The organism is Microvirga antarctica (assembly GCF_017921815.1).
In the GTDB taxonomy this organism is placed as follows: Bacteria; Pseudomonadota; Alphaproteobacteria; order Rhizobiales; family Beijerinckiaceae; genus Microvirga; species Microvirga antarctica.
Genome location: NZ_JAGEMM010000001.1, coordinates 570,259 through 592,873 on the forward strand (window position 1 = coordinate 570,259; position 22,615 = coordinate 592,873).

Below are 22,615 nucleotides of genomic sequence, written 5' to 3' on the forward strand. Positions count from 1 at the left end.
CCGAGTGCGATCTTCCCTGAAGTTACGCGCGATCCGAAAGTGCATCAAGTAGAGAGATTCTAATCGGGGCCGTAATAATATGCATTTGCATTGTTTTCGGTGCCGCTTTTCGCGCCGGAGCGGGCAGCCAGTTCGGCCATTTGGGGGCGGCGCGCTCGCGCGGCAATTCGGCCGTTGCGAACAAAACGGGAAACATGGCTTGATGGCGACAGCCAGGACAATGATTCGACCGTGACCGCCGCCCTCGCCTATCTCGACACCCTCAATCCGGAGCAGCGCCGCGCCGTCGAGCACGGCGTGGGTGATGCGCGCGGCGGGCCGCTCCTCGTCATCGCCGGCGCGGGGTCGGGCAAGACCAACACGCTCGCCCACCGGGTCGCGCATCTGATCCTGCACGGAGCCGATCCTCGCCGCATCCTGCTGCTGACATTCTCGCGACGGGCTGCCGGAGAGATGATGCGCCGGGTCGAGAAGATTTCCGGCCGCATCATGGGGCGTGAGAGCAGCGCGCTTTCCGGCGCGCTGACCTGGGCCGGCACGTTTCACGGCATTGGGGCGCGGCTGCTGCGCGACCACGCCATCGAAATCGGCCTCGATCCCGCCTTTTCCATCCACGACCGCGAGGATTCCGCCGACCTGATGAATCTCTGCCGGCACGAGCTCGGCTATTCGAAGACCGAGAGCCGGTTTCCCGCCAAGGGAACGTGCCTGTCGATCTACTCGCGCTGCGTGAATGCCGAGATGGCCCTGGAGGACGTCCTGCGCGTCGCCTTCCCGTGGTGTGCCGGCTGGGCCGCGGAACTGCGTACTCTCTTTGCGGCCTATGTGGAGGCCAAGCAGCGCCAGAACGTTCTCGATTACGACGACCTGCTGCTCTATTGGGCGCAGACCGTCAGCGAGCCTGCTTTCGCAGAGGAGATGGGCGGGCGGTTCGACCATGTGCTGGTGGACGAGTATCAGGATACCAACCGGCTGCAATCCTCGATCCTGCTGGCGCTCAAGCCGAACGGCGCCGGCGTGACGGTGGTGGGCGACGATGCCCAGTCGATCTATGCGTTTCGGGCCGCGACCGTGCGCAACATCCTGGATTTCCCGAAGCACTTTTCGCCGGCCGCCGACATCATCACGCTCGAGCGCAATTACCGCTCGAGCCAGCCGATCCTCGCCGCCGCCAACGCCGTGATCGATCTGGCCTCGGAGCGCTTCACCAAAAACCTCTGGACCGACCGCGAGTCGCATGACCGGCCGCAGGTCGTGGCCGTGCGGGACGAGACCGATCAGGCGCGCTACGTGGTCGAGCGGGTGCTGGAGAACCGCGAGGTCGGCATCGCGCTGAAGCAGCAGGCGGTGCTGTTCCGAACCTCCCATCACAGCGGCCCGCTCGAGGTCGAGCTCACACGCCGGAACATTCCCTTCGTGAAATTCGGCGGCCTGAAATTTCTCGATGCGGCGCACATCAAGGACGTTCTGGCCCTGTTGCGGTTCGTGCAGAACCCGCGCGACCGGGTTGCGGGCTTCCGGCTCATGCAACTGATGCCGGGGGTGGGCCCCGCCTCGGCCCAGCGGATTCTCGACCACATGGCAGGCTCGGTCGATCCCTTCACGGCGCTGGCGGAAGCGGCAGCCCCACCACGCGCAGGCGATGACTGGCACCTTTTCGTCGACACCCTCGCGGCGCTTCGCACGCAGGCTGCGGGGTGGCCGTCGGAACTCGAACAGGCGCGCGCGTGGTACGAGCCCCATCTTCAGCGCATCCACGAGGATTCCGCGCCGCGGCTCGCCGATCTCGTCCAGCTCGAGCAGATCGCCGCCGGCTACCCGTCGCGCGAGCGCTTCCTCACCGAACTCACCCTCGACCCGCCCGATGCGACGAGCGACCAGGCGGGTGTACCGCTGCTCGACGAGGATTATCTGATCCTCTCCACCGTCCATTCCGCCAAGGGGCAGGAATGGAAATCGGTGTTCGTCCTGAACGTGGTGGATGGCTGCATCCCGTCCGATCTGGGCACCGGCACCACGGCAGAGATCGAGGAGGAGCGTCGTCTTCTCTATGTGGCCATGACGCGGGCGAAGGATCACCTCCACCTCGTCGTGCCGCAGCGTTTCTACACCCACCAGCAATCCGCAACCGGCGACCGGCATATCTATGCAGCGCGCACCCGCTTCATTCCCAGCGAATTGCTGAAGCATTTCGAGCGCATGCCCTGGCCGGCCCCCGTGCCCGGCGAGGCAGCGCGGTCCTCAGCATCGCCCGTTCTGCGGGTGGATATCGGCGCCCGCATGCGCGGCATGTGGCGCTAGGCGCGCTCGCTGGCTTACTGGTCGCAGATCTTCGGCGGGCCGTCGTCGCCCTGCCAATCGACGAGGCGGGTCGCTTTCGGCGGGATCGTGATCGCTTTGCCGTTGCGCTTCCCCTGACCGGTCAGGAGGTTCAGGTCGCAGGTGCCGCCGGCGTTCGGATCGAGCGTGTCGCGGCTGGTGAAGGTCAGGCCGGCGACGATGAATTCGCTGTTGCGATAGACGACCGTGGCAACCTGGCTCCAGCGCGACCGGCCGACAGAGTCGTTGCCGGATTTCAAAAGCAGCGCGCCCTTGTCCGTGACCGCAAGGCTCGGCTGCGTGCCCCACAGAATGCCTCGCCAGAGGGCGTCCGGTTTCTGGACCACGAGATCGCGACGCCGCGTGCCATCCGCATTCATGGCCGAGAGATAGATGTAGAGATTGGCCTCCGCGTCCTCGCCCTCGACGAGAACTGCGCGGTCGAACCAGCCATCGTTGTTCCAGTCCGCCGTCACGACACTCAGCACGGCGGCCGGCGAGACGGTGGCCGGAAGCGGGTCTGGCTTCGTCCCCGTCTGGGCCTGCGCGCTCATTGCCAGCGTCAGCCCGATCAGCACGCTTAAGGCTCTCATTGGGTCAGATCCCCTGTTGGCTTTCCGAACCGGACAGCGCGTCCAGATCCTGCCGCAACTGCTCCGGCGCGATCCGGATCTTCATGACGGTGCCGCCGAAATCCAGCAGCAGCAGCGGGACGCCGTCCTGGCGTTCGACGCGCGTCGCGATCGGGTCCAACGGGACGCTCTTGGGATGGTTCGCGCCTGACCCCGGGCCGAAGCTTCGGGGCGGCAGGGCGCGGTGCACCCGCGCCACCTCGGACAGCAGGTCGGCCAGGATCGCCGATCAATCGACCGTTCCGAGCAGGACCTCATATTCAAGCCCGGCCTCGCTGCGGACTCCGAGCGCGAAGACGTTCCCGTCCTCGGCGACTTCGACCCGCCACCCTGTTGATCCAATCCGCTTGACCACTGCCGATGCTCCCGTTCGATCCCTCCCTTAGCATCACGTCCGAAGGCCGCGAGCAAGAGAATGGCGACGACGGCCTGCGAACTGTGGCAAGAAGAATCGCCTGATTCGCCGCATTGAGCAGAATCGACCCTCATCCCTGTGCAGGCCGTCCTACACGCCTCGCGCAATCTCGTTTCAGAGGCCCGTCAGCGATGCGGGGCCGCCCCAGATGGAGACTTGCCCATGCGCCGTGCCGTTCTGTTCGGAGTGCTCACCCTCACCCTCGCCGCCCCGGCCCTCGCGCAGACGAGCCCGGCGCCGGCCGTGTCCATGTCCAGCACCGAAATTCGCGAACTGCTCGACGCCGCGAAAGCAACCGCGAAGGCAACGCGCGAGAACGTCGATTACAACCGGGTCGTGCCGGATGTGCTGTTTCAGATTCTGGCCAAGCTCGACAAGGTGGAAGACAAACTCGACAAGATCGAGAACGAGCTGAAATCCGCCAAGGCGACGCTCACGAAGAAGCGCTAGCGGGTCCCTCACCAGACTCATTGGGAGGTGCGTGAAAGCGCCTCACTAATTCTTAACGTGTTTCTCGCACTCTGGGCCCATCGCAACGTCAGTTTTCGAGGGTCCCGATGTCTCAGGAGCGCAACGTTCAGCAGGCTGGAATCATCACCGAAGAGCGGCTCGAGAGAGCCCTCGAGGTCCTGTCGGCACTGGTGTCCGAACACGGCGAGAAGCACGTTCCCCTTCGCGCCATGATCGAAGGGCAGCTCTCCGACATGCGTGCGCGCATGACATTGCGCGACACGATGCCCGCCTACGCGGAAGCCGGGTAAATGCAGTGAAACTGGCAGAAACCATGATGTCGCATTTCCGGTCGCTCGGCGGCGCGGTCCCACGGGCCGCATCTCCGGCCGACCGCGATCTTGTCGAGCGGATCGACGCCGCGCGTGAGGCCCAGATGCCGCCCGTCATGCAGCATGCCATCCAGCCCGGTGCAGGAATGCCGAATGCGTCGGCGCACCGGCCTGTGTCGCAGGCGAGGCCAGTGATGATGCCATCCACGGTTCAGGAGACCCCGAGCCCCGCGGGCGCCATGGCGACCGAGCACCTCGCTCAGCAGATGATCACCCTGGTGGAGATCGCCGCGACCCAGGATCGCCAGTTGCAGGCCCTCAAGGCGCGCTGCGAACGGCTGGAGCGGCGCGAGCAAGCCGGCATGGTGGCCTTCACGGCCTTCTTCCACATTCTCAACGCCAACAACGTCTCGGGCCTCGACGCGATGGCGGGCGTCTTCGGCAGCCTGATCGAGCAGGCCCGCCACCTGGAACTCCCCGACGATTCGATTGCCTATCTCAGGCAGATCGAGACGATGCTGCGGGACCAGCATTCGGACGACAAGGATCACACCCGGTCGGGGTCCTCCGAAAGAACATTCGACGCGACTTGAAAATCTGACCAGCCGCGCACACATTTGATGACAGGCGCCAGTTAGCGCTTGAGACGAGCGACGGTCAGGCGCGGATGTACCGCCTTTCCGTCACGCTCGTCTTTCGTTTCTCGGGCCCGCGCAGGCTGCCCGCTACCGCTCAGCGGTTTTTCATATCAGCCGGAAGATGGAACGTGTAGTTCCGCTCGCGCTCGTCGCGGGCTTTGGCGAGCTCCTCGTAGGCCTTGCGATCCTCGGCGGAGAGAATGACCCGCTTTGCCGGTGCGGTTCGCTGACGGGGCTTTGCCCGTTTGAAGGTATCGGTCGGTTGGCTCATGGCGCATATCCTTGTGATCTGGCGCCACTATAGAAGGTAAACACCGGGGCGCGACAGGGGTGAGGCGACCTGCGACAAATCTTTCGCCGCAAACCGAACCGATTCCTTTGGAGGGGTGTTGCCCCTTTTGAGCCTGACGCCCGCATGACAGGCTTCACATATGCAGCGGGGTGGCGTCCATGCCTGACCGTATTCCCCATTTGTTCGACCCCGAACACCGCGAGGCCGTCCGGCTTTCCTGGAAGAGCCGCCATATCCCCTGGGGGACGATCCTTCTTGGCTCGTTGATTGTTTCCGGGGTGCTCTCGGCCATTCTCACTGTCGTGGCGGAAGGACCCGCCAATCCGCAGCCTTAGGGTGGCGAATGGCGCAGCCTACTTCGCTCGGCGCCGGATTCAGGCCTATGGTGACATGCAGTGACGGAGGATCGCCATGGATGATGCAGGCAGGCATATCGTGTGTCCCCATTGCGATGCGGTAAACCGCATTCCGCCCGAGCGGGAGGCCGGAAAAGCAAAGTGCGGGCGTTGCCACAAGCGTTTGTTCGAAGGTCGCGCATTACCCGTCGATACCCCGCGCTTCGACACGCATATCTCCCGTAACGATATCCCCGTCGTGGTGGATTTCTGGGCCGCGTGGTGCGGACCCTGCAAGGCCATGGCGCCAGTCTACGAGCGGGTTGCCTCCGAGCTCGAGCCGAACCTGCGCTTCCTGAAGGTCGACAGCGATGCCGAGCAGGCGCTCGCGGCGCGCTACAACATCCGCAGCATCCCGACCCTGATGCTCTTTCGGCAGGGGCGGATGGTGGCGCAGAGGGCCGGCGCCAGCGATGCTGCGAGCCTGCGCGCGTGGCTGCAGCAGCACAGGAACTGATTCCTGCCTTCCATCACGACTTTGCGATTTGTCAATCTTGCCGTAAGTCTTGGGCCACGATCCCGGCGTTCCGCTCCCCGATTTTCCGTGAGCCCGCACCATGAATCGACGCAAGTCAGATCTTTCGATCGTCGCTAACGGTTGGTTAAAAGGCCGCGTGCACACTCTCCCGCATGACCGGCACGCTCCTCATGACATCCGCTAATCGGCCGCGCGCCGCGTTGCCGCTCGGATTGCGGCTGTCGCTTGCGGCACTGGCACTCGTCACCGCCAGCACCGGCACGCAGGACGCGACCGCCAATGGCGATACGCGGAGCCTGACGATCCTTCACACCCACACCCGCGAGAGCCTCACGGTGACGTACCGTCGGGATGGACGCTATGACGAGCAGGCCCTGACCCAGCTCAACTGGCTTCTGCGCGACTGGCGCACGGACGAACCGGTGAAGATGGACCCGCGGCTGTTCGACGTGGTGTGGGAGGTCTACAGGGACGTCGGCTCCAGCGAGCCGGTCAACATCGTCTCGGCCTATCGTTCACCCGCCACCAACGGCATGCTGCGGCGGCGGTCGAGCGGCGTGTCCGAGCACAGCCAGCATATGCTCGGCAAGGCCATGGACATCCGGCTGACGGATGTGGATACCGGCCGTCTGAGGGCCGCGGCCATGCGCCTGCAATATGGCGGGGTCGGCTATTACGGCTCAAGCGCCTTTGTCCATCTCGATACCGGCTCTGTCCGGGCCTGGCCGCGCATGTCGCAGGACCAGCTCGCGCGCCTGTTCCCGGACGGCAAGACGGTCCACCTCCCCGCCAACGGCAAACCGCTTTCCGGCTATGAGCTGGCGAAGGCCGAGATCGTGCCCCGCAACGCGGCCCTGGCCCAGCAGGCGTCCGCTGGCGGCGGATCCCTCGGAGGCCTGTTTGCCGGTCTCTTCGGAAAATCAAAACCCGCGCCCGCTCCGGTCGAGCCCGCCCCTGTGCAGGTGGCCAGTGCGACGCCTGAGCCGGTGGCCATCGCGGTCGCCTCGACCCCATTGCCGCCGTTGCCGCCGCGCCGCCCGGCCTCGCAGCCGATCGTCATGGCGAGCGCAGACGGGACGATGCTGCCCATTTCGGCTGCACAGCCCTCCGTTCAGCCTTCGGGGCCGCCCCGGCCCACCACAAACTGGTCGGAGCCCAAGACCGCCGTCCAGGCCCTGTTCGATTCGCGCACCGCATCCCTCAACCTGACGTTCTCGGCAGAATCGCATAGCGATCTGACGATCACCCGGTTCAGCGGCCCGGCCGTCAAGCCGCTGCCGGTTCTGCGCCAGGCGAGCCTGTAAGGGCGACCGAGACCGGCACGACCCTCACTCAGCGTCGCGCCTGAGCAGATAGGTATCCATGATCCAGCCCTTCCGGCGTCGCAGGTCTTCGCGAAGGCGCAGGATCTCGTCCGCCACATCCTTGAGCCTTCCATGGATGAGCACCTCGTCCGGTGTGCCGAGATAGGCGCCCCAGAAGATGTGGCCTTCCTCCTGGCGCAACGCGCGAAGGCCCGCGCCCGAATCCAGCAGCACGACGCTGTCCTCCTCGAACCCGGACGCCACCCGCCGGCCCGTCGTCACCATGACCGGTTCCCCGATCCGGTTGAGGGGAATCCGGTGGCCGGCCGCCAGAGCCTGCATCGCGCTGATGCCGGGAATGACCTGATAGGCAAAGGCGGGTACGCCCCGGGCCAGGATCTGCTGCAGGATGCGGATGGTGCTGTCGTAAAAGGCAGGGTCGCCCCAGACCAGAAACGCGCCGCACTGACCATCGGCCAGTTCGTCCCGGATCAACGTTTCGAAGACCTGCGCCTTGTCGGCGTGCCAGGCGTCGACGCCGGCCTTGTAGTCGCTGCTGGCGCGGTCGCGCTCCGGTTGGGGCACCCTCACCGTGCGGTAATTTTCATGGGTGATGAACCGACGGCAGATCTCATCGCGCAGGTCGACCAGCTCCCCCGCCGCCTCGCCCTTGTCGAGGACGAAGAAGACGTCAACGGTATTGAGGGCGTTGATGGCCTGAACCGTCATGTAATCGGGATTGCCGGCCCCGATTCCGATCACCAGAATCTGTTTCATGAGAAGCTAGAACTCGATTCCCTGCTGGGATTTCACGCCGGCGGCGAAATGGTGCTTGATCAGGGTCATCTCGGTCACGAGATCGGCGGCCGCGATCAGCTCGGGTTTCGCGTTGCGGCCGGTGATGACCACATGGAGGTCGGACCGGCGCGCCTGCAAGGCTGCGACGACCGATTCGAGATCAAGGTAATCGTAGCGCAGGGCGATGTTGAGCTCGTCCAGGACGATGAGCCGGATGTCGTCGCGGGCCATCAGGTCCCTGGCCTTGTCCCAGGCGCGGGTCGCTGCGGCGATATCCCGTTCGCGATCCTGGGTTTCCCAGGTGAAACCCTCGCCCATCGTGTGCCACTCCACAAGGTCGCTGAACCGGTCGAGCGCGGCTTTCTCGCCGGTGCTCCAGGCCCCCTTGATGAACTGCACCACGCCGACCTTCCAGCCATGACCGAGCGCGCGCAGCATGAGCCCGAAGGCTGCGGTGGATTTTCCCTTGCCGGAGCCCGTATGGACGACGAGCAGACCCTTCTCGATGGTTTTCGAGGCCACCTCGCGATCCTGAACGTCCTTGCGCTTGGCCATCTTCGCCTTGTGGCGCGCCGCCATCTCGTCGTCCGAAGGCATCATCGGTTGGTCTCCTGCAAGGCCGCCGTTGGAACCCGGCCGCGCCCGCCAGTCAAGCCGCAGGGCGTGGTTCGGCGTTGCCCGCAAGAGCCGGACAGGATATGCATCGAAGCGACGGTGCCTCGCTCGCGAGGTGAAAAGGGAACGCGGTTCAAGCCGCGGCTGCCCCCGCAACTGTAAGCAGCGATGCCTGCTCCAAGAGCCACTGAACACCTGTTCGGGAAGGCGGAGCCGGTGCTGCGAGCCAGGAGACCTGCCGTCGCATCGCTTCCTTCGGGCCAATCGGGCGGGGTGTCCTGTTGGCTGTATCGGGCCGTTTTACGGCCCGACCTCGTCCGTGGAAGCTCAGGGTTCTCGCGTCGGCCGTTTTCGAACGGCGGTTCGAGGGCCGACCGGAGCGGTCGCGCATGATGGACGATGGACGAACAAAACTCGACGACACGGTGATGCTTTACGTATGCGTCACCTGCCGCAAGGCGGGCGAGCCAGAGACGGAAACGCGCCCGGGGGCGCGCCTGCACGCTGCCCTCGCCGATGCCCTCAATTCCCCCTCGCCGATCCGCATCGAGCCGGTGGAGTGCCTCAGCGGCTGCAAGCGCGGCTGCACCATCGCCGTCGCCGGCCCGGGCCGCTGGACCTATGTCTACGGCGATCTCGATCCCGAAACCTCGGTCGCGGCGATCCTCGAGGGCGTTCGGCTCTATGGCGAGACCACCGACGGTCTCGTGCCCTGGCGCAGCCGGCCCGACATCTTCCGCAAGGGCGTCCTCGCCCGCATTCCTTCTGCCCCGCTTTCCCCCAAGAACCCGCTCCCGGACAGGACCTCATGACCGACCTCACCAAGATCCCCTGCACCATCGTGACCGGCTTCCTCGGCGCCGGCAAAACCACCCTGGTGCGCAATCTCCTGCAGAATGCCGGCGGACGCCGCCTTGCGGTGCTGGTCAACGAATTCGGCGATATCGGTTTTGACGGCTCCTTCATCGAAGGCTGCGGCATCGAGGGCTGCAGCGAGGATGACATCGTCGAACTCGCCAATGGCTGCATCTGCTGCACGGTCGCTGACGATTTCGTCCCCGCACTGAACAAGCTGCTCGACCGGCCGAACCCGCCGGAACACATCATCATCGAAACGTCCGGGCTCGCGCTGCCGAAACCGCTGGTGACGGCCTTCAACTGGCCGTCGATCCGCTCACGCGTGACGGTGGACGGGGTGATCGCGGTGGTGGACGGCCCGGCGGTCGCCGCAGGCTTCTTCGCCGACGATCCGGAGGCGCTCGCAGCCCAGCGCGCGGCCGATTCCTCGGTTGAACACGACAATCCGCTCGAGGAGGTCTTCGAGGACCAGATCCTCTGCGCGGATCTGATCCTGCTCAACAAGGCGGATCTCATGAGCGCCGACGACAAGGCGCGGGTGAGGCAGGACATCGCGGCCCACCTTCCGCGCTCAGTCAAGATCGTCGAGACCGATCACAGCGGCGTCGAGCCGGCCCTGATCCTCGGCCTGAAGGCTGCCGTCGAGGGGGACCTGTCCGCCCGTCCCTCGCATCACGACGGCGAGGAGGGGCACGATCACGACGATTTCGACAGCATCGCCATCCCGGTCGGCACCGTGGCATCGGCCGAGGCGCTGGCCCTGCGGGTCGGCAAGGCCGCCGAGGCGGATGGCGTCTTGCGGATCAAGGGATTCGTGCCGGTCGAAGGCCGGCCCATGCGCTTGGTCGTCCAGGGCGTCGGCCGCCGCATCGCGCATCATTACGACCGCCCCTGGACACCAGGCGAGGACCGGCAGGGACGTCTGGTGGTGATCGGCCTCAAGGGCTTCGACAGGGCTTCCGTCGAGCAGGCGCTCGCAGGCTAGGATGCACCTTCTCCCGGTCACATCCGTCTCGCTCGATGAGAGCGACAGGGCCATCGACCTGGATCAGGCGCCGGGCGACGTTCTCGCCTTGTCGTTCACCGACAGCGATCTCAGCGCGCTGGCGGCAGCCCATACGGCCGGTGGGGCGGACCTCCCTTCCCTCCGGCTTGCCAGCCTGCGGCAGCTGAAACATCCGCTCTCGGTGGATCTCTACGCCGACAAAACCGCGATCCATGCCCGGTTCATTCTGGTGCGCTGCCTCGGCGGCCTCGATTACTGGCGCTATGGGCTGGAGCGCCTCCGCGATCTGTGTCGCGAAGGCGGAATTCCCCTTGCCATCCTGCCCGGCGACGACCGGCCGGATGAGCGCCTGTCGGCCTTCTCCACCGTGGCGCCCGATCTGGTGGATGACCTCGACTCCTATTTTCGCGCCGGCGGTGTCGAGAACATGCAGGCCCTGCTGCGTCGGATCGGGCAGGTGATCGGCTCGCCCGGGCCCGCCGAGGTGCCCCGAACGATCCCGAGAGCCTTCGCGTGGTCGGCGGAGGACGGGGTTCATGACGTGGGCAGCGCCTGCCGGGCGCTTCCCGCCAATCGACCGGTGGCCTATCTCATCGTCTACCGATCCGCGATCCTGTCCGCCGACACTCTGGCGATCGCTGCCCTCAGCGAGGCGCTTGCGGCACGGGGGCTTGCCCCTCTGGTTCTCGCGGTTGCCAGCCTGAAGGACGACGACGCGGTCGACCTCCTGCGATCCGCCTTGGCGTTGCGCGCGCCCGACATCATCCTCACCGGCACGGTCTTCTCGGCCCGCGAGGGCGAAACCTTCGTGCTCGACGCCGCCGATTGTCCGATCCTGCAGGTGCTGTCGGCCAGTTCCACCCGGGCCGCATGGCTGGCCTCGGAACGGGGCCTGTCGGGCTCCGACATGACGATGCAGGTCGTGCTGCCGGAGTTCGACGGGCGGATCGCCATCGGGCCCATCGCCTTCAAGGAAGAGACCCCGCCCCATCCGCAACTCGGCTTCACGGGCAAGCGCCAGGTGCCGGACCCGGACGGCATCGCGCTGGCGGCCGATCAGGTCCTCGGCTGGGTCCGGCTCCGGCGCACGCGTCCCGCTGACCGGCATCTTGCCCTCATCCTGTCCGATTACCCGGCGCGCGGCGGACGGGCAGGCTTTGCGGTGGGCCTCGACACGCCCGCGAGCGTCTGCCGGATCTTCGATTGCCTCGCGCAGGAGGGCTACGCCGTCGCCCGCGATTTCGACGGCGAAGGCCTGATGCATGCGCTCACGCAAGGCCCGCCGTCCTTCGCCGTGTATCTGGAAGACTACCAGGTCTGGCTGGCGGCTCTGCCGGGTTCCGAGCGCGAGGCGATCGACGCCGCCTGGGGTGCGGCGGAGTCCGATCCGAGCGTCGTCGACCGCGCATTCCGGTTCCGCGCCCATCGCGCCGGGAATTGTCTCGTCGCGCTGCAACCCGACCGTGGACGGGGTGCGGACCGGAAGGCCGTTTATCACGACCCCGGTTCGCCCCCTTCCCACGCCTATCTGGCGTTCTATCTCGGCTTGCGGCAGGACGAGCGGATCGACGCCCTCATTCATCTGGGCACCCACGGCACCACCGAGTGGCTGCCCGGGAAGGCCGTGGCCCTGTCGGGCGCCTGCGCGCCACGGCTCGCGATCGGCTCCTTGCCGGTCATCTACCCGTTCATCGTCGACGATCCAGGCGAGGCGGCGCCTGCCAAAAGGCGGCTTGCCGGAATCACCGTCGGACACATGACGCCTGCCGTTGCAGGAGCCGACCTCTCGGACGACATGGCCGTGATCCGCGAGCTGGTGGAGGAATATGCCTCTGCGCAGAGCCTCGATCCGCGCCGGGCGTCCCTGATTTCCCGCGAGATCATGGAACGGGCCGAGAGCGCGGGATTGTTCGCGAATTGTGCGGTGGAAGCCGACACGCCGCTTGACGAGGCGCTGACGGCGCTCGACGCGCATCTGTGCGATTTAGCCGAAGTGGTGAGCCGCGACGGACTGCATATCTTCGGCGAGGGCGCTGGCGAGTGGGCCGCCTGTGGGCATGGCGAGCGCGACGGCCTCCTGCGGGCGCTTGACGGCCGCTTCGTGATTCCCGGCCCCGCCGGCTCGCCCTCTCGGGGGCGGCGGGATGTGATGCCGACCGGGCGCAATCTCGCAACCCTCGATCCGCGCGCCATCCCGACCCGCTCCGCTGCGGCCCTCGGCGCACGCGCCGCCGCTGAGATCATCCGACGTCACCTTCAGGACGAAGGCGACTATCCCCGCCGGGTCGTCATGGACCTGTGGGCCTCCCCGACCCTGCGCTCTGGCGGCGAGGACATGGCCCACGCCATGGCACTGATGGGCGTCCGCCCGCGCTGGGACACCGCTTCCACCCGCGTGACCGGCTTCGAGATCGTGCCCGCCCCCCTGCTCGATCACCCGCGCATCGACGTGACGCTGCGAATTTCCGGCGTCTTTCGCGACACCTTCCCCGACCAGATCGTGCTGCTCGATCGCGCCGCCCGCGCGGTGGCGGCCCTCGAGGAGGAGGATGAGTGGAATGCGCTCGCCGCCGCCCGCCGCCGGGGCGAACCCCTGAGCCGGATCTTCGGCGCGGCGCCCGGCCGCTTCGGAGCCGGTGTTGCCGGCACGGCTTTGGACGAGGATTGGCAGACGAGAGACGATCTCGGGCGCGCCTATCTGGCCCAGACCTCGCATGCCTTCGGACAGACCGACGACGGACAGGCGGACCCGTCCTTTGCCGAGCGGGTCGCGGCGGCCGAGGCCTTTGTCCATGTCACCGACGTTGCCGAGCGCGATCTTCTCGATGGCGATTCGACCGGCGATGCGGTGGGCGGGTTTGCGGCGGCGTCCCGGTTGCTGGGCGCCAACCCGCAGCTCTACAGCCTCGACACCAGCCGCACGGAAACGCCGAAGGCCCGCACCCTGCGCGAGGACATCGCCCGTCTCGTCCATGGCCGCCTCGTCAATCCACGCTGGATCGAAGCCAACATGCGCCATGGCTGGCGCGGAGCCGCCGAACTCGCCCAAGGGGTGGATGCCCTCTATGTTTTTGCTGCCACCACGGACGCGGTCACGAACGCCGCCCTCGATGCGGTCTACAACGCCTATGTGGGGGACGAAGCCCTCAATGGCCGCATCCAGGCGGCGAATCCCGCCGCCGCCGACGCCATCGTGGCCAGGCTCGCCGATGCGCGGCAGCGCGGATTATGGGTGAGCCGGCGCAATTCGGTCGATGCGCGGCTCGACGCCCTGCTGGGCGCAACGCCATGACGAAAGCCGCAACGCTTCGACGGGGCTGGTGCCCTGACATGCTGCGACCGATGGCGACCGGCGACGGGCTGCTGGTGAGGGTGCACCCGCAAGTCGCCCGCCTGACCGCTCGTCAGGCCGACGCAATCGCCGACGCAGCCGCCCGCTGGGGCAACGGGCTTCTTGACCTCTCCTCGCGGGGCAATATCCAGATTCGCGGCGTGAGCGAGGCCACGCATCGCCCCCTGGTCGAGCACCTGATCGGCGTCGGGTTGATGGATGGCGTTCGCGGGGAAAGTCCGTATCGGCTCACCACGCTGTCCCCGCTGGCGGGATGCGATCCGACCGACCGCGTCGATGCCCTTGCTCTGGCGCAGTCTCTCGAGACCCTGGGTCAGGCCCTCACCGGGCTGCACCCGAAATTCTCCATCGTCGTGGATGGCGGCGGCGCGGTCAGCCTCGCTGACCGGGAGGCTGATCTCAGATTTGTCGGGCTGACGGAAACCCTCCTTTGCGTCGGTGTCGATCATGGACATGACGTGCGATGGATCGGAACATTGGCTGCGCAATCCGTCGCGCCCACGGCGGGAAAAATCCTCGCGGCTTTCTCGGATGGCGGGCCCTGGGCCGGTCTTCGCCTGCGCGACCTCACCGCGCAGGATGTGGACGGTCTCATCGCCGCCCTGCCGCGTCAAACCATCGCCCGCCCCCCCGCGCGCGCGCCCTGTCGCCGTGCCGGCCGGATCGCACTGGGGGCACTGTCGGCGTTTTTCCTCGCGCCTCCTTATGGCCGCTGCAATGCTAGCATGCTTGTCGCAGCAGCAGAGTGGAGTCGTGTTTTCGGACACGGCGACATCCGCCTCTCTCCCTTCAAGGGATTGGTCATTCGCCTTGCCTCTGGACATTCAGCCGACACGCTCGCAGCGCTCGCCCGCGAGGCGGGATTCATCGCGGACCCGGACGATTCTCGCCTTCGCATCGAGACCTGCCCGGGCATCAAAGGCTGCACTCGCGGCACGACGCCGACACACGAGGATGCAGACCTTCTCGCGGCCGCTCTCCCGAAAGACCTGTCGCTTCACGTCTCGGGCTGCCTCAAGGGCTGCGCCCGTCCGGCCCCGGCCGACGTGACGCTGGTGGGGTCCGAGGGCGTTTACGCGGTTGTGCTTGGCGGGACCGCACGCGATAAGCCCATCATCCGCGCCGGCCTGCCGAGCATCGCGCGACGGCTCGCCGCCACGGCGGACGGGACCCCCATCCTGCGCGCTTTCGAAGAGACGTCATCATGACCGCGACATTCGCCTATATCCGCGACGGCGCCGAGATTTATCGGCAGTCCTTCGCCACGATCCGTGCCGAGGCCGATCTCAGCGGCTTCAGCGGGGCGAACGAGCGCGTGGTCGTGCGCATGATCCATGCCTGCGGCATGACGGATCTTCCGCGGGATGTCGCGATCTCGCCGGGCTTCGCTGACGCTGCCATCGCGGCGCTTCGCGACGGCGCGCCCATTCTGTGCGATTCCAAGATGGTGGCAAACGGCATCACCCGCGCACGCCTTCCCGCCCGCAACGCGGTGATCTGCACCCTCGACGATCCGCGCGTCGCCGGTCTCGCGGCGGAGATGGGCACAACCCGCAGCGCTGCGGCGCTCGAACTGTGGCGCGAGCATCTGTCCGGCTCGATCGCCGTCTTCGGAAACGCCCCCACAGCCTTGTTCCGATTGCTGGAAATGATCGCGGGCGGAGCAGCAAAACCCGCTGCCGTCATCGGCATCCCGGTCGGCTTCATTGGCGCCGCCGAGTCGAAGGACGCGCTGGCGGCGCAGGCGCAGATCCCCTTCGTCGTCGTCCGTGGCAGGCGTGGCGGTTCGGCCATGGCGGCTGCCGCCGTCAACGCGCTGGCAAGCGAGCAGGAATGACCATGACGTCTCTGTCCAGCGGGCATCTCTACGGCGTCGGCCTCGGTCCCGGCAATCCGGATTACATGACGGTCCGCGCCCTCAAGATCCTGCAGAGCGCCGACCGGCTCGTCCATTTCTGCAAGGCCGGCAGACGCGGAAACGGCCGCACCATCGCGGATGCCGTGGTGCCAGCCGATCCCGCCCGCGAAATCGCGCTGGTCTATCCCGTGACCACCGAAATCGACGCCCGCGATCCGGCCTATGGATCGGCCATCACGCCGTTCTACGAGGAAGCGGCCGAACGCCTCGCCGTGGAACTCGCGGCGGGACACTCGCTTGCGGTCCTGTGCGAAGGCGACCCATTCTTCTACGGCTCGTTCATGCATCTCTGGCGACGTCTGGCGCCGCGCTTCCCGACCGAAGTCGTGCCCGGCGTGACCGGCATGTCCGGCAGCTGGACCCGCGCCGGCGTTCCCATCACCTGGGGCGACGACGTGCTGACGGTGTGCCCCGGGACGCTCGATCACGACACGCTCGTCGCGCGCTTCCGGACAACCGACGCCGCCGTCATCATGAAGCTCGGGCGTCACCTGCCGAAAGTGCGTAATGCCCTGCGCGAGGCGGGGCTCCACGACCGCGCGGTCTATGTGGAGCGGGGCACCATGGCGGACGAAGTCATCTGCCCGCTCTCCGAGAAGACCGACGATGCCGCGCCGTATTTCGCGCTGATCCTCGTCCCCGGTCAGGGACGCCGGCTGTGAGCGCAGGATCGCTCGTCGTCGTGGGCCTCGGGCCCGGACAGGCCGGATGGCTGACGCCTGCGGCCTCAGACGCGCTGTCCCGCGCGACGGATCTCGTCGGCTACGGTCCCTATCTCGACCGCGCACCGGATCAGCCCGGCCAGCGCCGCCACCCGTCCGACAATCGCGTCGAGGTCGAACGCGCCGCGATGGCGCTCGATCTGGCAGCGAAAGGCCGGCAGGTCGCCGTGGTCTCGGGGGGCGATCCGGGGGTCTTCGCCATGGCGGCGGCGATCTTCGAGGCGCTGGACGAGGGTGACCCGGCGTGGCGCGCCATCCCGATCATTGTGGAGCCCGGCATCACCGCGATGCTGGCTGCCGCCGCGCGGCTCGGCGCGCCGCTCGGGGGCGACTTCTGTGCGCTATCCCTGTCGGACAACCTCAAACCCTGGGACGTCATCGTGGCGCGCCTGACGGCCGTCCTCATGGCGGATTTCGTCATCTCGCTCTACAACCCGATCTCGAAGGCGCGGCCCTGGCAGCTGCGTGAGGCGCTGCTGCTGGCGGCCACCATCCGCGCGCCGGAAACTCCCATCATCTTCGCGCGCAATGTCGGGCGGCCCTCGGAAGACATCACCGTGGTGCCCCTTGCGGCCGCGCCCGACGCGCCCGCCGACATGTCGACCCTCGTGATGATCGGCGCCAGCACGACAAGGCTAATCCCCCGGGAGACCGGGCGGCCCTACGTCTACACCCCCCGGTTCTATGGAGCCGGCCGATGAGCCTCGACCCAGGCCAGCGCGTCGTCCAGACTTTCGGTGAAGGGGCCATCAGGCTTGTCCGGACGCGATACCATGACGACGGGCAGAGACAGCGCGCGCGCCGCCGCGATCTTGCCATAGGTGGCGATGCCGCCGGAATTCTTGCTGACCAGCATGTCGATCCCGTGATCGCGCAGCAGCGCGGAATCGGCCGCCTCGTCGAAGGGCCCCCTCGCCTGCAATGCGGTCACTTGAGGGACCGGGAGCGCATCGCCGATGGGCTCGATTGTTCGCACCAGATAGACATGCTGCGGAGCTGTGGCGAAGGCCGCAAGCTCCTGTCGTCCGATGGTGAGAAACACCCGGCGCGGCTGGGATCCGAGAGCAGCGGCCGCCTCCACCATGCTGGCGACGTCGATCCAGCGATCGCCCGCAACGCGTGTCCACGGGGCACGGCGAAAGGCCAGCAACGGAAGGTCACAAGCTGCGCAAGCCATCGCCGCATTCTGCGAGATCATGGCCGCGAACGGATGCGTGGCGTCGATCACCGCGTCGATCCGGGTGTGCAGCAGCCAGTCCCGCAACCCCTCGGCCCCGCCAAATCCGCCGCTGCGGGTGGGAACCGGGACAGGGGACGGTGCACGCGTCCGACCGGCGAGCGACAGGATCACGCCGGTCGCAGGTCGTTCGGCCAGGGATTGCGACAGGCTGGCGGCATCCGCCGTCCCGCCCAGAATGAGAATGCGCATGTGTGCCTTGTCGACGAATAGCGCGCCGCTGTCGAGAAGCGGCACTCCACCCTGGCTGTGGATCGTCGGCATCGGCGAGGACGGCCGCGCCGGCCTGTCGGCGGACGCCCTGGCGGCCATCGCAGGCGCGAGCCTCATCGTCGGCGGCGAACGCCACCTGTCGCTGGCAGCGCCCCTGTCGGTCGAGACCATGACGTGGTCCAACCCGATTTCGGACACCTATGCGCAAATTCTCGCCCGGCGGGGCGATCGGGTCTGCGTACTGGCGACCGGCGACCCGTTCCATTTCGGCGTCGGCGCGGAACTGGCAAAACTCATCCCCGCGAACGAACTCATTTGCTTTCCGCAACCCTCGGCCTTCAGCCTCGCGGCCGCGCGGCTCGGGTGGTCCCTGCCCGATTGCGCCTGCATCAGCCTGCATGGACGGGCGCTCGAGCGCCTGATCCCGGTGCTGCAGCCGGGCGTGCGGGTGCTTGCCCTGTCCTGGGACGGCACGACGCCCGAACAGGCGGCGGCCCTCTTGTGCGCTCGCGGCTTTGGCTCCTCCCGCCTCACCGTCCTGGAGGCTATGGGCGGGCCCCGCGAGCGCCGACTCGAGATGCTGGCGAACAGGATCGTCCCGGGACCGATCGACCCGCTCAATGTCCTGGCCATCGAGGTGGTGGCCGACCCCGGGGCGCGGATCGTGACGCTTTCTCCCGGCCTGCGCGATGACTGGTTCGAGAATGACGGTCAATTGACCAAGGCCGACATGCGGGCGATCACGCTCGCGGCCCTTGCCCCGCAGGCAGGCTCGCTGCTCTGGGATGTGGGCGCGGGCGCAGGCTCGGTCGCCATCGAATGGATGCTGCTTCATCCGCAGAACCGCGCCATCGCCGTCGAGTCCCGTGCGGACCGGGTGGAGCGGATCGGACGCAATGCCCGCCATCTCGGGGTCCCCGATCTGACCATCGTCACAGGCAAGGCCCCGCTGGCTTTGTCCGGCCTGCCCCAGCCGGACGCGATTTTCATTGGCGGCGGCGCGTCGGGCGACGGCGTTCTCGACGCGTGCTGGTCCGCGCTGAAAAGCGGCGGCACGCTTGTCGTCAATGCGGTGACGTTCGATACCGAGCGGATGATTCTCGATCGCTACCAGCGGGACGGCGGCACCCTCAAGCGCATTGCGCTCTCGCGCCTCGAACCGGTGGGTTCCGTTCAGGGCTGGCGTCCGGCGATGCCGGTCACCCAATGGGTGGTGGTCAAGCCATGATCGTCGCCGGGTTAGGGTGTCGCAGCCTTGTGTCGCCGCAGGAGGTCATGGACCTTGTGGCGGCAGCAGCCCATGCGGCATGCGTGGAGCTTTCCGAGATCGCGTCGCTCGCTACCATAGACACCCGCAGCCGGGAGCCCGGACTCGTCGACGCGGCGACCCGTCTCGGCCTCCCGATCCTGGCCGTTTCGGGTGACGCCATGCGCAGCTCTGCGTCTCGGGTGGCCACCCATTCCCCGCGCGCGATAGCCCTGTTCGGGGTCGGCTCGGTGGCCGAAGCGGCCGCGCTCGCCGCCATCGGCCCTGCCGCAACATTGCTGCTGCCGCGCATCGCATCCGACCGCGTGACCTGCGCGCTGGCCATGGAGACGCCCTCATGACAATCCATTTCATCGGTGCCGGCCCCGGCGCGGCGGATCTCGTCACCGTGCGCGGGCAGCGTCTCATCGCCCAATGCCCGGTCTGCCTCTATGCGGGGTCCATCATCCCGCCCGAGATGCTGTCCTGGTGTCCGCCCGACGCGCGGCTCGTCGACACCGCCCCCCTCGACCTCGACGGCATCATGGCCGAGATCGTTGCAGCCCATCAGGCGGGACGTGACGTGGCCCGCCTCCAATCCGGCGACCTCTCGATCTGGAGCGCGGTGGGCGAGCAATTGCGGCGGCTCGAGGCGCTGAGCATCCCCTACACGCTCACCCCGGGCGTACCCGCCTTCGCGGCCGCCGCCGCAGCTTTGGGCCGGGAACTCACGCTCCCCGAAGTGGCGCAATCCGTCGTCCTCACCCGGACGTCCGGTCGAGCCTCCGCCATGCCGGCGAGCGAGAACCTCGCGGCGTTCGCGGCCACCCGGGCGACACTGGCGATCCATCTCTCGATCCATGTCATCGATCAGGTGGTCTCGGATCTCGTGCCCGCCTACGGGGCGGATTGCCCGGCAGCCGTGGTGTGGCGGGCCTCCTGGCCGGACGAGAAGATCATCCGCGCACCGCTGGGCGCGATTGCTGCACGGGTGAAGGAAGCGGGCCTCGAGCGCACCGCGCTCATTCTTGTGGGCGCTGCCCTCGGGTCCGATTCTTTCACGGATAGCGCTCTCTATTCAAAAGGTTACGACCGGCGCTTCCGATCGCGCGCGAACCTCACAGCCAGCACGGGCACCAAGCGATGAGCGCGCCGTTCGACGGCACCACCCCGTGCGAAAGGTTTGCACCTGACACCGATTCGTCCATACCGTTTCAGACCATCCGCATTGCCGCCGCCCTTGCCGAGGACCTGTTCACGTGACCCTGACGCATCTCTCGCCCCCGTTCGATCCGGGCACCGTCTGGCTTGTGGGTGCCGGGCCCGGCGATCCGGGGCTGTTGACCCTGCATGCGTTGAACGCACTCGCCATGGCGGACGTGGTGGTGCACGACGCGCTGGTCGACCCGCGCATTCTCGCGATGGTGCGGCCTGGCGCGATTGTCGAACATGCCGGCAAGCGCGGCGGGAGGGCGTCCGTTGCCCAGACGACCATCACGGATCGGCTGATTGTCCTGGCCCAGGCGGGCCAGCGGGTCCTGCGGCTCAAGGGCGGCGACCCCTTCATCTTCGGACGCGGCGGTGAGGAAGCTCTTGGCCTTGCGCAGGCCGGCGTGTTCTTCCGCATCGTCCCCGGCGTCTCGAGCGGGCTCGCATCGCTTGCCATGCACGGCATTCCGGCAACGACCCGCGACACGAACCATGCGGTCATCCTCGCGACCGGCCATTGTGCCGAGGGCCACGAGACCGATTGGGCAGCCCTGGCGCGGGCCGGCATTCCGATCGTGCTCTACATGGCGGTGACCCACGTCGCGTCGATCGTATCATCGCTCACCGAGGGCGGACTGGACGCCGGCACGCCGGTGCTCGTGGTCTGTTCGGCCACGACGGCGGACGAGACCGTGGTGGAGGCGCGTCTTGACGAGCTGCCCCGGCTGGCCGCCGAAGGCATCGTCCATTCGCCGGCGATCCTGGTCATCGGCGCCATCGCGGGCTTCCGCGCGGAGATCCTCAGCCACCTTCTCGCGCTGCGCTCGGACGCCGCATGAGCGGGCTCTACGCTCCCGGCCTGCTCGTCGCCGCGCCGCGATCCGGCTCAGGCAAGACCACCATCACGCTCGGGCTCCAGCGCGCCCTGCGCCGACGGGGCCTGCGCGTGCGCGGGGCGAAAAGCGGGCCGGATTATATCGACCCGGCTTTCCACGCGGCGGCGACCGGCGAGGCCAGTCTCAATCTCGACAGCTTCGCCATGGATGACGCTCTCCTCGACGGCCTTGCCGCGCGATCTGCGGCCGACGTGGATCTGATCCTCGCAGAAGGATCGATGGGCCTGTTCGACGGCATCGCCGGCGCGACAGGAAGGACGGGTGCCAGCGCGGATCTCGCGGCGCGGTTCGGCTGGCCGGTGCTGCTCGTCCTCGACGTCTCCGGACAAGCCCAATCGGCCGCCGCTATTGCGCTCGGCTGCATGTCCTTCGATCCCCGAATTACCATCGCGGGGGTCGTCCTCAATCAGGTCGCAAGCGACCGCCATCGCCGCCTCGTCGCCGACGGCATGGAGCGGATCGGCCTCGAGGTCCTCGGGGCCTTGCCGCGGGATCCCTCGCTCGCCTTGCCCGAGCGCCATCTCGGTCTGGTGCAAGCGGGCGAGACACACGACCTCGAGGCACGGCTGAACGATCTGGCGGACAGGATCGAGAAGGCCGTCGACCTCGATCGGGTATTGGCGCTCGCCGCCACAACCATGACGGCACCGAGCTCCCCCTGCCCGACCCTGCCGCCGCCCGGCCAGCGCATCGCGCTTGCCCAGGACGCCGCGTTCTCGTTCGTTTACCCCCACATCCTGCAGGGGTGGCGCGCCGCAGGTGCCGAGATCATGACCTTCTCGCCACTGGCAGACGAGCCTCCGCCGGCGGATTGCGATGCGTGCTGGCTGCCGGGCGGATATCCGGAACTTCATGCGGGGCGGATCGCCTCAGCCCACCGTTTCCTGGGCGGCCTTCAGGCCTTCGCCCAGAGCCGTCCGGTGCATGGGGAATGCGGCGGCTACATGGTGCTGGGCCGCAGCATCGAGGACGCCGCGGGCCAGACCCACCCCATGGCGGGGCTGCTTCCCGTCGCGACGAGTTTCGCGCGGCGCAAGCTTCATCTCGGCTATCGGATCGCGACACCGATGGAGACCGGGCCCTTCGGAAAGCGCGCCGGACCCATGGTCGGGCATGAATTCCACTACGCGTCCATCGTTGATCAGGGACCGGCGAACTTCGCTGAGGTGAGTGACGCCAACGGCGTATCGCTGGGAGCAGCCGGACACCGCCACGGTCACGTCACCGGGACGTTCTTCCACGTCCTTGCCGGGTAGAAAGACCAGGCAAAAAAATGGCCGGAGCCCGCGG

General features: G+C 67.2%; 26 protein-coding genes and 1 riboswitch. Of the genes, 19 read left to right on the plus strand and 7 right to left on the minus strand.

The genetic code is table 11. The features are described 5' to 3' along the window. Positions 1–231 precede the first annotated feature (231 nt). On the plus strand, positions 232–2,301 hold the full coding sequence (locus J4G32_RS02740) for an ATP-dependent helicase (RefSeq protein ID WP_210484163.1): 2,070 nt from the start codon (positions 232–234) through the stop codon (positions 2,299–2,301). A 14-nt stretch (positions 2,302–2,315) separates the two neighbouring features. Here the strand turns inward: J4G32_RS02740 and J4G32_RS02745 are convergent, their stop codons facing one another. The 3 genes from J4G32_RS02745 to J4G32_RS21920 all read right to left on the minus strand — a co-directional run bounded on the left by J4G32_RS02745 (position 2,316) and on the right by J4G32_RS21920 (position 3,306). Continuing rightward, positions 2,316–2,912, minus strand: a complete 597-nt coding sequence (locus J4G32_RS02745; RefSeq protein WP_210484166.1) for a hypothetical protein — start codon at positions 2,910–2,912, stop codon at positions 2,316–2,318. A gap of 4 nt (positions 2,913–2,916) precedes the next feature. After that, complete coding sequence (locus tag J4G32_RS02750) at positions 2,917–3,072, minus strand: hypothetical protein (RefSeq protein ID WP_210484169.1); 156 nt, start codon at positions 3,070–3,072, stop codon at positions 2,917–2,919. 108 nt (positions 3,073–3,180) lie between these two features. Next, complete coding sequence (locus J4G32_RS21920) at positions 3,181–3,306, minus strand: hypothetical protein (protein WP_281413501.1); 126 nt, start codon at positions 3,304–3,306, stop codon at positions 3,181–3,183. Between the two features lie 222 nt (positions 3,307–3,528). On the opposite strand from J4G32_RS21920, the gene J4G32_RS02755 reads away from it, so the two are divergent. The 3 genes from J4G32_RS02755 (at position 3,529) to J4G32_RS02765 (ending at position 4,741) form a co-directional block, all read left to right on the plus strand. After that, positions 3,529–3,816: a hypothetical protein gene (locus tag J4G32_RS02755; RefSeq protein ID WP_210484171.1), complete on the plus strand. Its 288-nt coding sequence runs from the start codon at positions 3,529–3,531 to the stop codon at positions 3,814–3,816. Between the two features lie 107 nt (positions 3,817–3,923). After that, entirely contained in the window at positions 3,924–4,127 is a 204-nt protein-coding gene (locus tag J4G32_RS02760; protein WP_210484174.1) for a hypothetical protein, read from the plus strand. Between the two features lie 5 nt (positions 4,128–4,132). Then, on the plus strand, positions 4,133–4,741 hold the full coding sequence (locus tag J4G32_RS02765; RefSeq protein ID WP_210484189.1) for a hypothetical protein: 609 nt from the start codon (positions 4,133–4,135) through the stop codon (positions 4,739–4,741). Between the two features lie 139 nt (positions 4,742–4,880). Here the strand turns inward: J4G32_RS02765 and J4G32_RS02770 are convergent, their stop codons facing one another. After that, entirely contained in the window at positions 4,881–5,057 is a 177-nt protein-coding gene (locus J4G32_RS02770) for a hypothetical protein (RefSeq protein ID WP_210484192.1), read from the minus strand. Positions 5,058–5,236: 179 nt separating this feature from the next. On the opposite strand from J4G32_RS02770, the gene J4G32_RS02775 reads away from it, so the two are divergent. The 3 genes from J4G32_RS02775 (at position 5,237) to J4G32_RS22160 (ending at position 7,255) form a co-directional block, all read left to right on the plus strand. After that, on the plus strand, positions 5,237–5,413 hold the full coding sequence (locus J4G32_RS02775; RefSeq protein ID WP_210484210.1) for a hypothetical protein: 177 nt from the start codon (positions 5,237–5,239) through the stop codon (positions 5,411–5,413). A 76-nt stretch (positions 5,414–5,489) separates the two neighbouring features. Next, entirely contained in the window at positions 5,490–5,930 is a 441-nt protein-coding gene (trxC, locus tag J4G32_RS02780) for a thioredoxin TrxC (protein ID WP_210484212.1), read from the plus strand. A gap of 191 nt (positions 5,931–6,121) precedes the next feature. Then, positions 6,122–7,255, plus strand: a complete 1,134-nt coding sequence (locus tag J4G32_RS22160) for a peptidoglycan L,D-endopeptidase MepK (RefSeq protein ID WP_425515489.1) — start codon at positions 6,122–6,124, stop codon at positions 7,253–7,255. Positions 7,256–7,279: 24 nt separating this feature from the next. On the opposite strand, the gene cobF is transcribed toward J4G32_RS22160, so the two are convergent. Together cobF and cobO are read right to left on the minus strand one after the other, a co-directional pair. Further along, positions 7,280–8,032 (minus strand): precorrin-6A synthase (deacetylating), encoded by a 753-nt coding sequence (gene cobF / locus J4G32_RS02790; RefSeq protein ID WP_210484216.1) that lies wholly within the window; start codon positions 8,030–8,032, stop codon positions 7,280–7,282. 6 nt (positions 8,033–8,038) lie between these two features. After that, positions 8,039–8,650: a cob(I)yrinic acid a,c-diamide adenosyltransferase gene (gene cobO, locus J4G32_RS02795; RefSeq protein ID WP_210485481.1), complete on the minus strand. Its 612-nt coding sequence runs from the start codon at positions 8,648–8,650 to the stop codon at positions 8,039–8,041. Positions 8,651–8,748: 98 nt separating this feature from the next. After that, positions 8,749–8,925: riboswitch (cobalamin riboswitch) on the plus strand. A 132-nt stretch (positions 8,926–9,057) separates the two neighbouring features. On the opposite strand from cobO, the gene J4G32_RS02800 reads away from it, so the two are divergent. The 7 genes from J4G32_RS02800 to cobJ are packed head-to-tail and all read left to right on the plus strand — an operon-like array spanning position 9,058 to position 17,225. Continuing rightward, positions 9,058–9,480 carry a DUF1636 family protein gene (locus J4G32_RS02800; RefSeq protein ID WP_246504744.1) on the plus strand — a complete coding sequence of 141 codons (423 nt, stop codon included), beginning with the start codon at positions 9,058–9,060 and terminating at the stop codon, positions 9,478–9,480. After that, on the plus strand, positions 9,477–10,511 hold the full coding sequence (gene cobW / locus J4G32_RS02805; RefSeq protein ID WP_210484218.1) for a cobalamin biosynthesis protein CobW: 1,035 nt from the start codon (positions 9,477–9,479) through the stop codon (positions 10,509–10,511). The genes J4G32_RS02800 and cobW overlap by 4 nt, the downstream gene beginning before the upstream one ends. A gap of 1 nt (position 10,512) precedes the next feature. Further along, complete coding sequence (cobN, locus tag J4G32_RS02810; RefSeq protein ID WP_210484220.1) at positions 10,513–13,824, plus strand: cobaltochelatase subunit CobN; 3,312 nt, start codon at positions 10,513–10,515, stop codon at positions 13,822–13,824. After that, positions 13,821–15,092, plus strand: coding sequence for a precorrin-3B synthase (cobG, locus tag J4G32_RS02815; protein ID WP_210484221.1), 1,272 nt, complete (start codon positions 13,821–13,823; stop codon positions 15,090–15,092). The genes cobN and cobG overlap by 4 nt, the downstream gene beginning before the upstream one ends. Then, entirely contained in the window at positions 15,089–15,721 is a 633-nt protein-coding gene (locus J4G32_RS02820) for a precorrin-8X methylmutase (protein ID WP_210484223.1), read from the plus strand. The genes cobG and J4G32_RS02820 overlap by 4 nt, the downstream gene beginning before the upstream one ends. Positions 15,722–15,723: 2 nt before the next feature. Next, complete coding sequence (locus tag J4G32_RS02825) at positions 15,724–16,464, plus strand: precorrin-2 C(20)-methyltransferase (protein ID WP_425515490.1); 741 nt, start codon at positions 15,724–15,726, stop codon at positions 16,462–16,464. Beyond that, positions 16,461–17,225, plus strand: coding sequence for a precorrin-3B C(17)-methyltransferase (cobJ, locus tag J4G32_RS02830; protein WP_210484227.1), 765 nt, complete (start codon positions 16,461–16,463; stop codon positions 17,223–17,225). Before J4G32_RS02825 ends, cobJ begins: the two co-directional genes overlap by 4 nt. Here cobJ and J4G32_RS02835 read toward each other — a convergent pair. Continuing rightward, positions 17,207–17,953, minus strand: coding sequence for a cobalt-precorrin-6A reductase (locus J4G32_RS02835; RefSeq protein WP_210484229.1), 747 nt, complete (start codon positions 17,951–17,953; stop codon positions 17,207–17,209). The two genes, cobJ and J4G32_RS02835, sit on opposite strands and share 19 nt — an antisense overlap. Between J4G32_RS02835 and cbiE the strand changes: the two genes are divergently transcribed. From cbiE to J4G32_RS02860, 5 genes are all read left to right on the plus strand, one after another. Then, positions 17,952–19,202 (plus strand): precorrin-6y C5,15-methyltransferase (decarboxylating) subunit CbiE, encoded by a 1,251-nt coding sequence (cbiE, locus tag J4G32_RS02840; RefSeq protein ID WP_210484231.1) that lies wholly within the window; start codon positions 17,952–17,954, stop codon positions 19,200–19,202. The two genes, J4G32_RS02835 and cbiE, sit on opposite strands and share 2 nt — an antisense overlap. Next, positions 19,199–19,582: a cobalamin biosynthesis protein gene (locus tag J4G32_RS02845; protein ID WP_210484233.1), complete on the plus strand. Its 384-nt coding sequence runs from the start codon at positions 19,199–19,201 to the stop codon at positions 19,580–19,582. Before cbiE ends, J4G32_RS02845 begins: the two co-directional genes overlap by 4 nt. Continuing rightward, a complete protein-coding gene (cobM, locus tag J4G32_RS02850) occupies positions 19,579–20,367 on the plus strand; it encodes a precorrin-4 C(11)-methyltransferase (RefSeq protein WP_210484236.1) in 789 nt (262 codons plus the stop codon). The genes J4G32_RS02845 and cobM overlap by 4 nt, the downstream gene beginning before the upstream one ends. A 112-nt stretch (positions 20,368–20,479) precedes the next feature. Continuing rightward, the gene (cobA, locus tag J4G32_RS02855; RefSeq protein WP_210484238.1) at positions 20,480–21,268 is read left to right on the plus strand and encodes a uroporphyrinogen-III C-methyltransferase; all 789 of its coding nucleotides are present in this window, start codon (positions 20,480–20,482) and stop codon (positions 21,266–21,268) included. After that, complete coding sequence (locus tag J4G32_RS02860; protein ID WP_210484240.1) at positions 21,265–22,581, plus strand: cobyrinic acid a,c-diamide synthase CobB; 1,317 nt, start codon at positions 21,265–21,267, stop codon at positions 22,579–22,581. Before cobA ends, J4G32_RS02860 begins: the two co-directional genes overlap by 4 nt. The last annotated feature ends 34 nt before the right edge of the window (positions 22,582–22,615 follow it).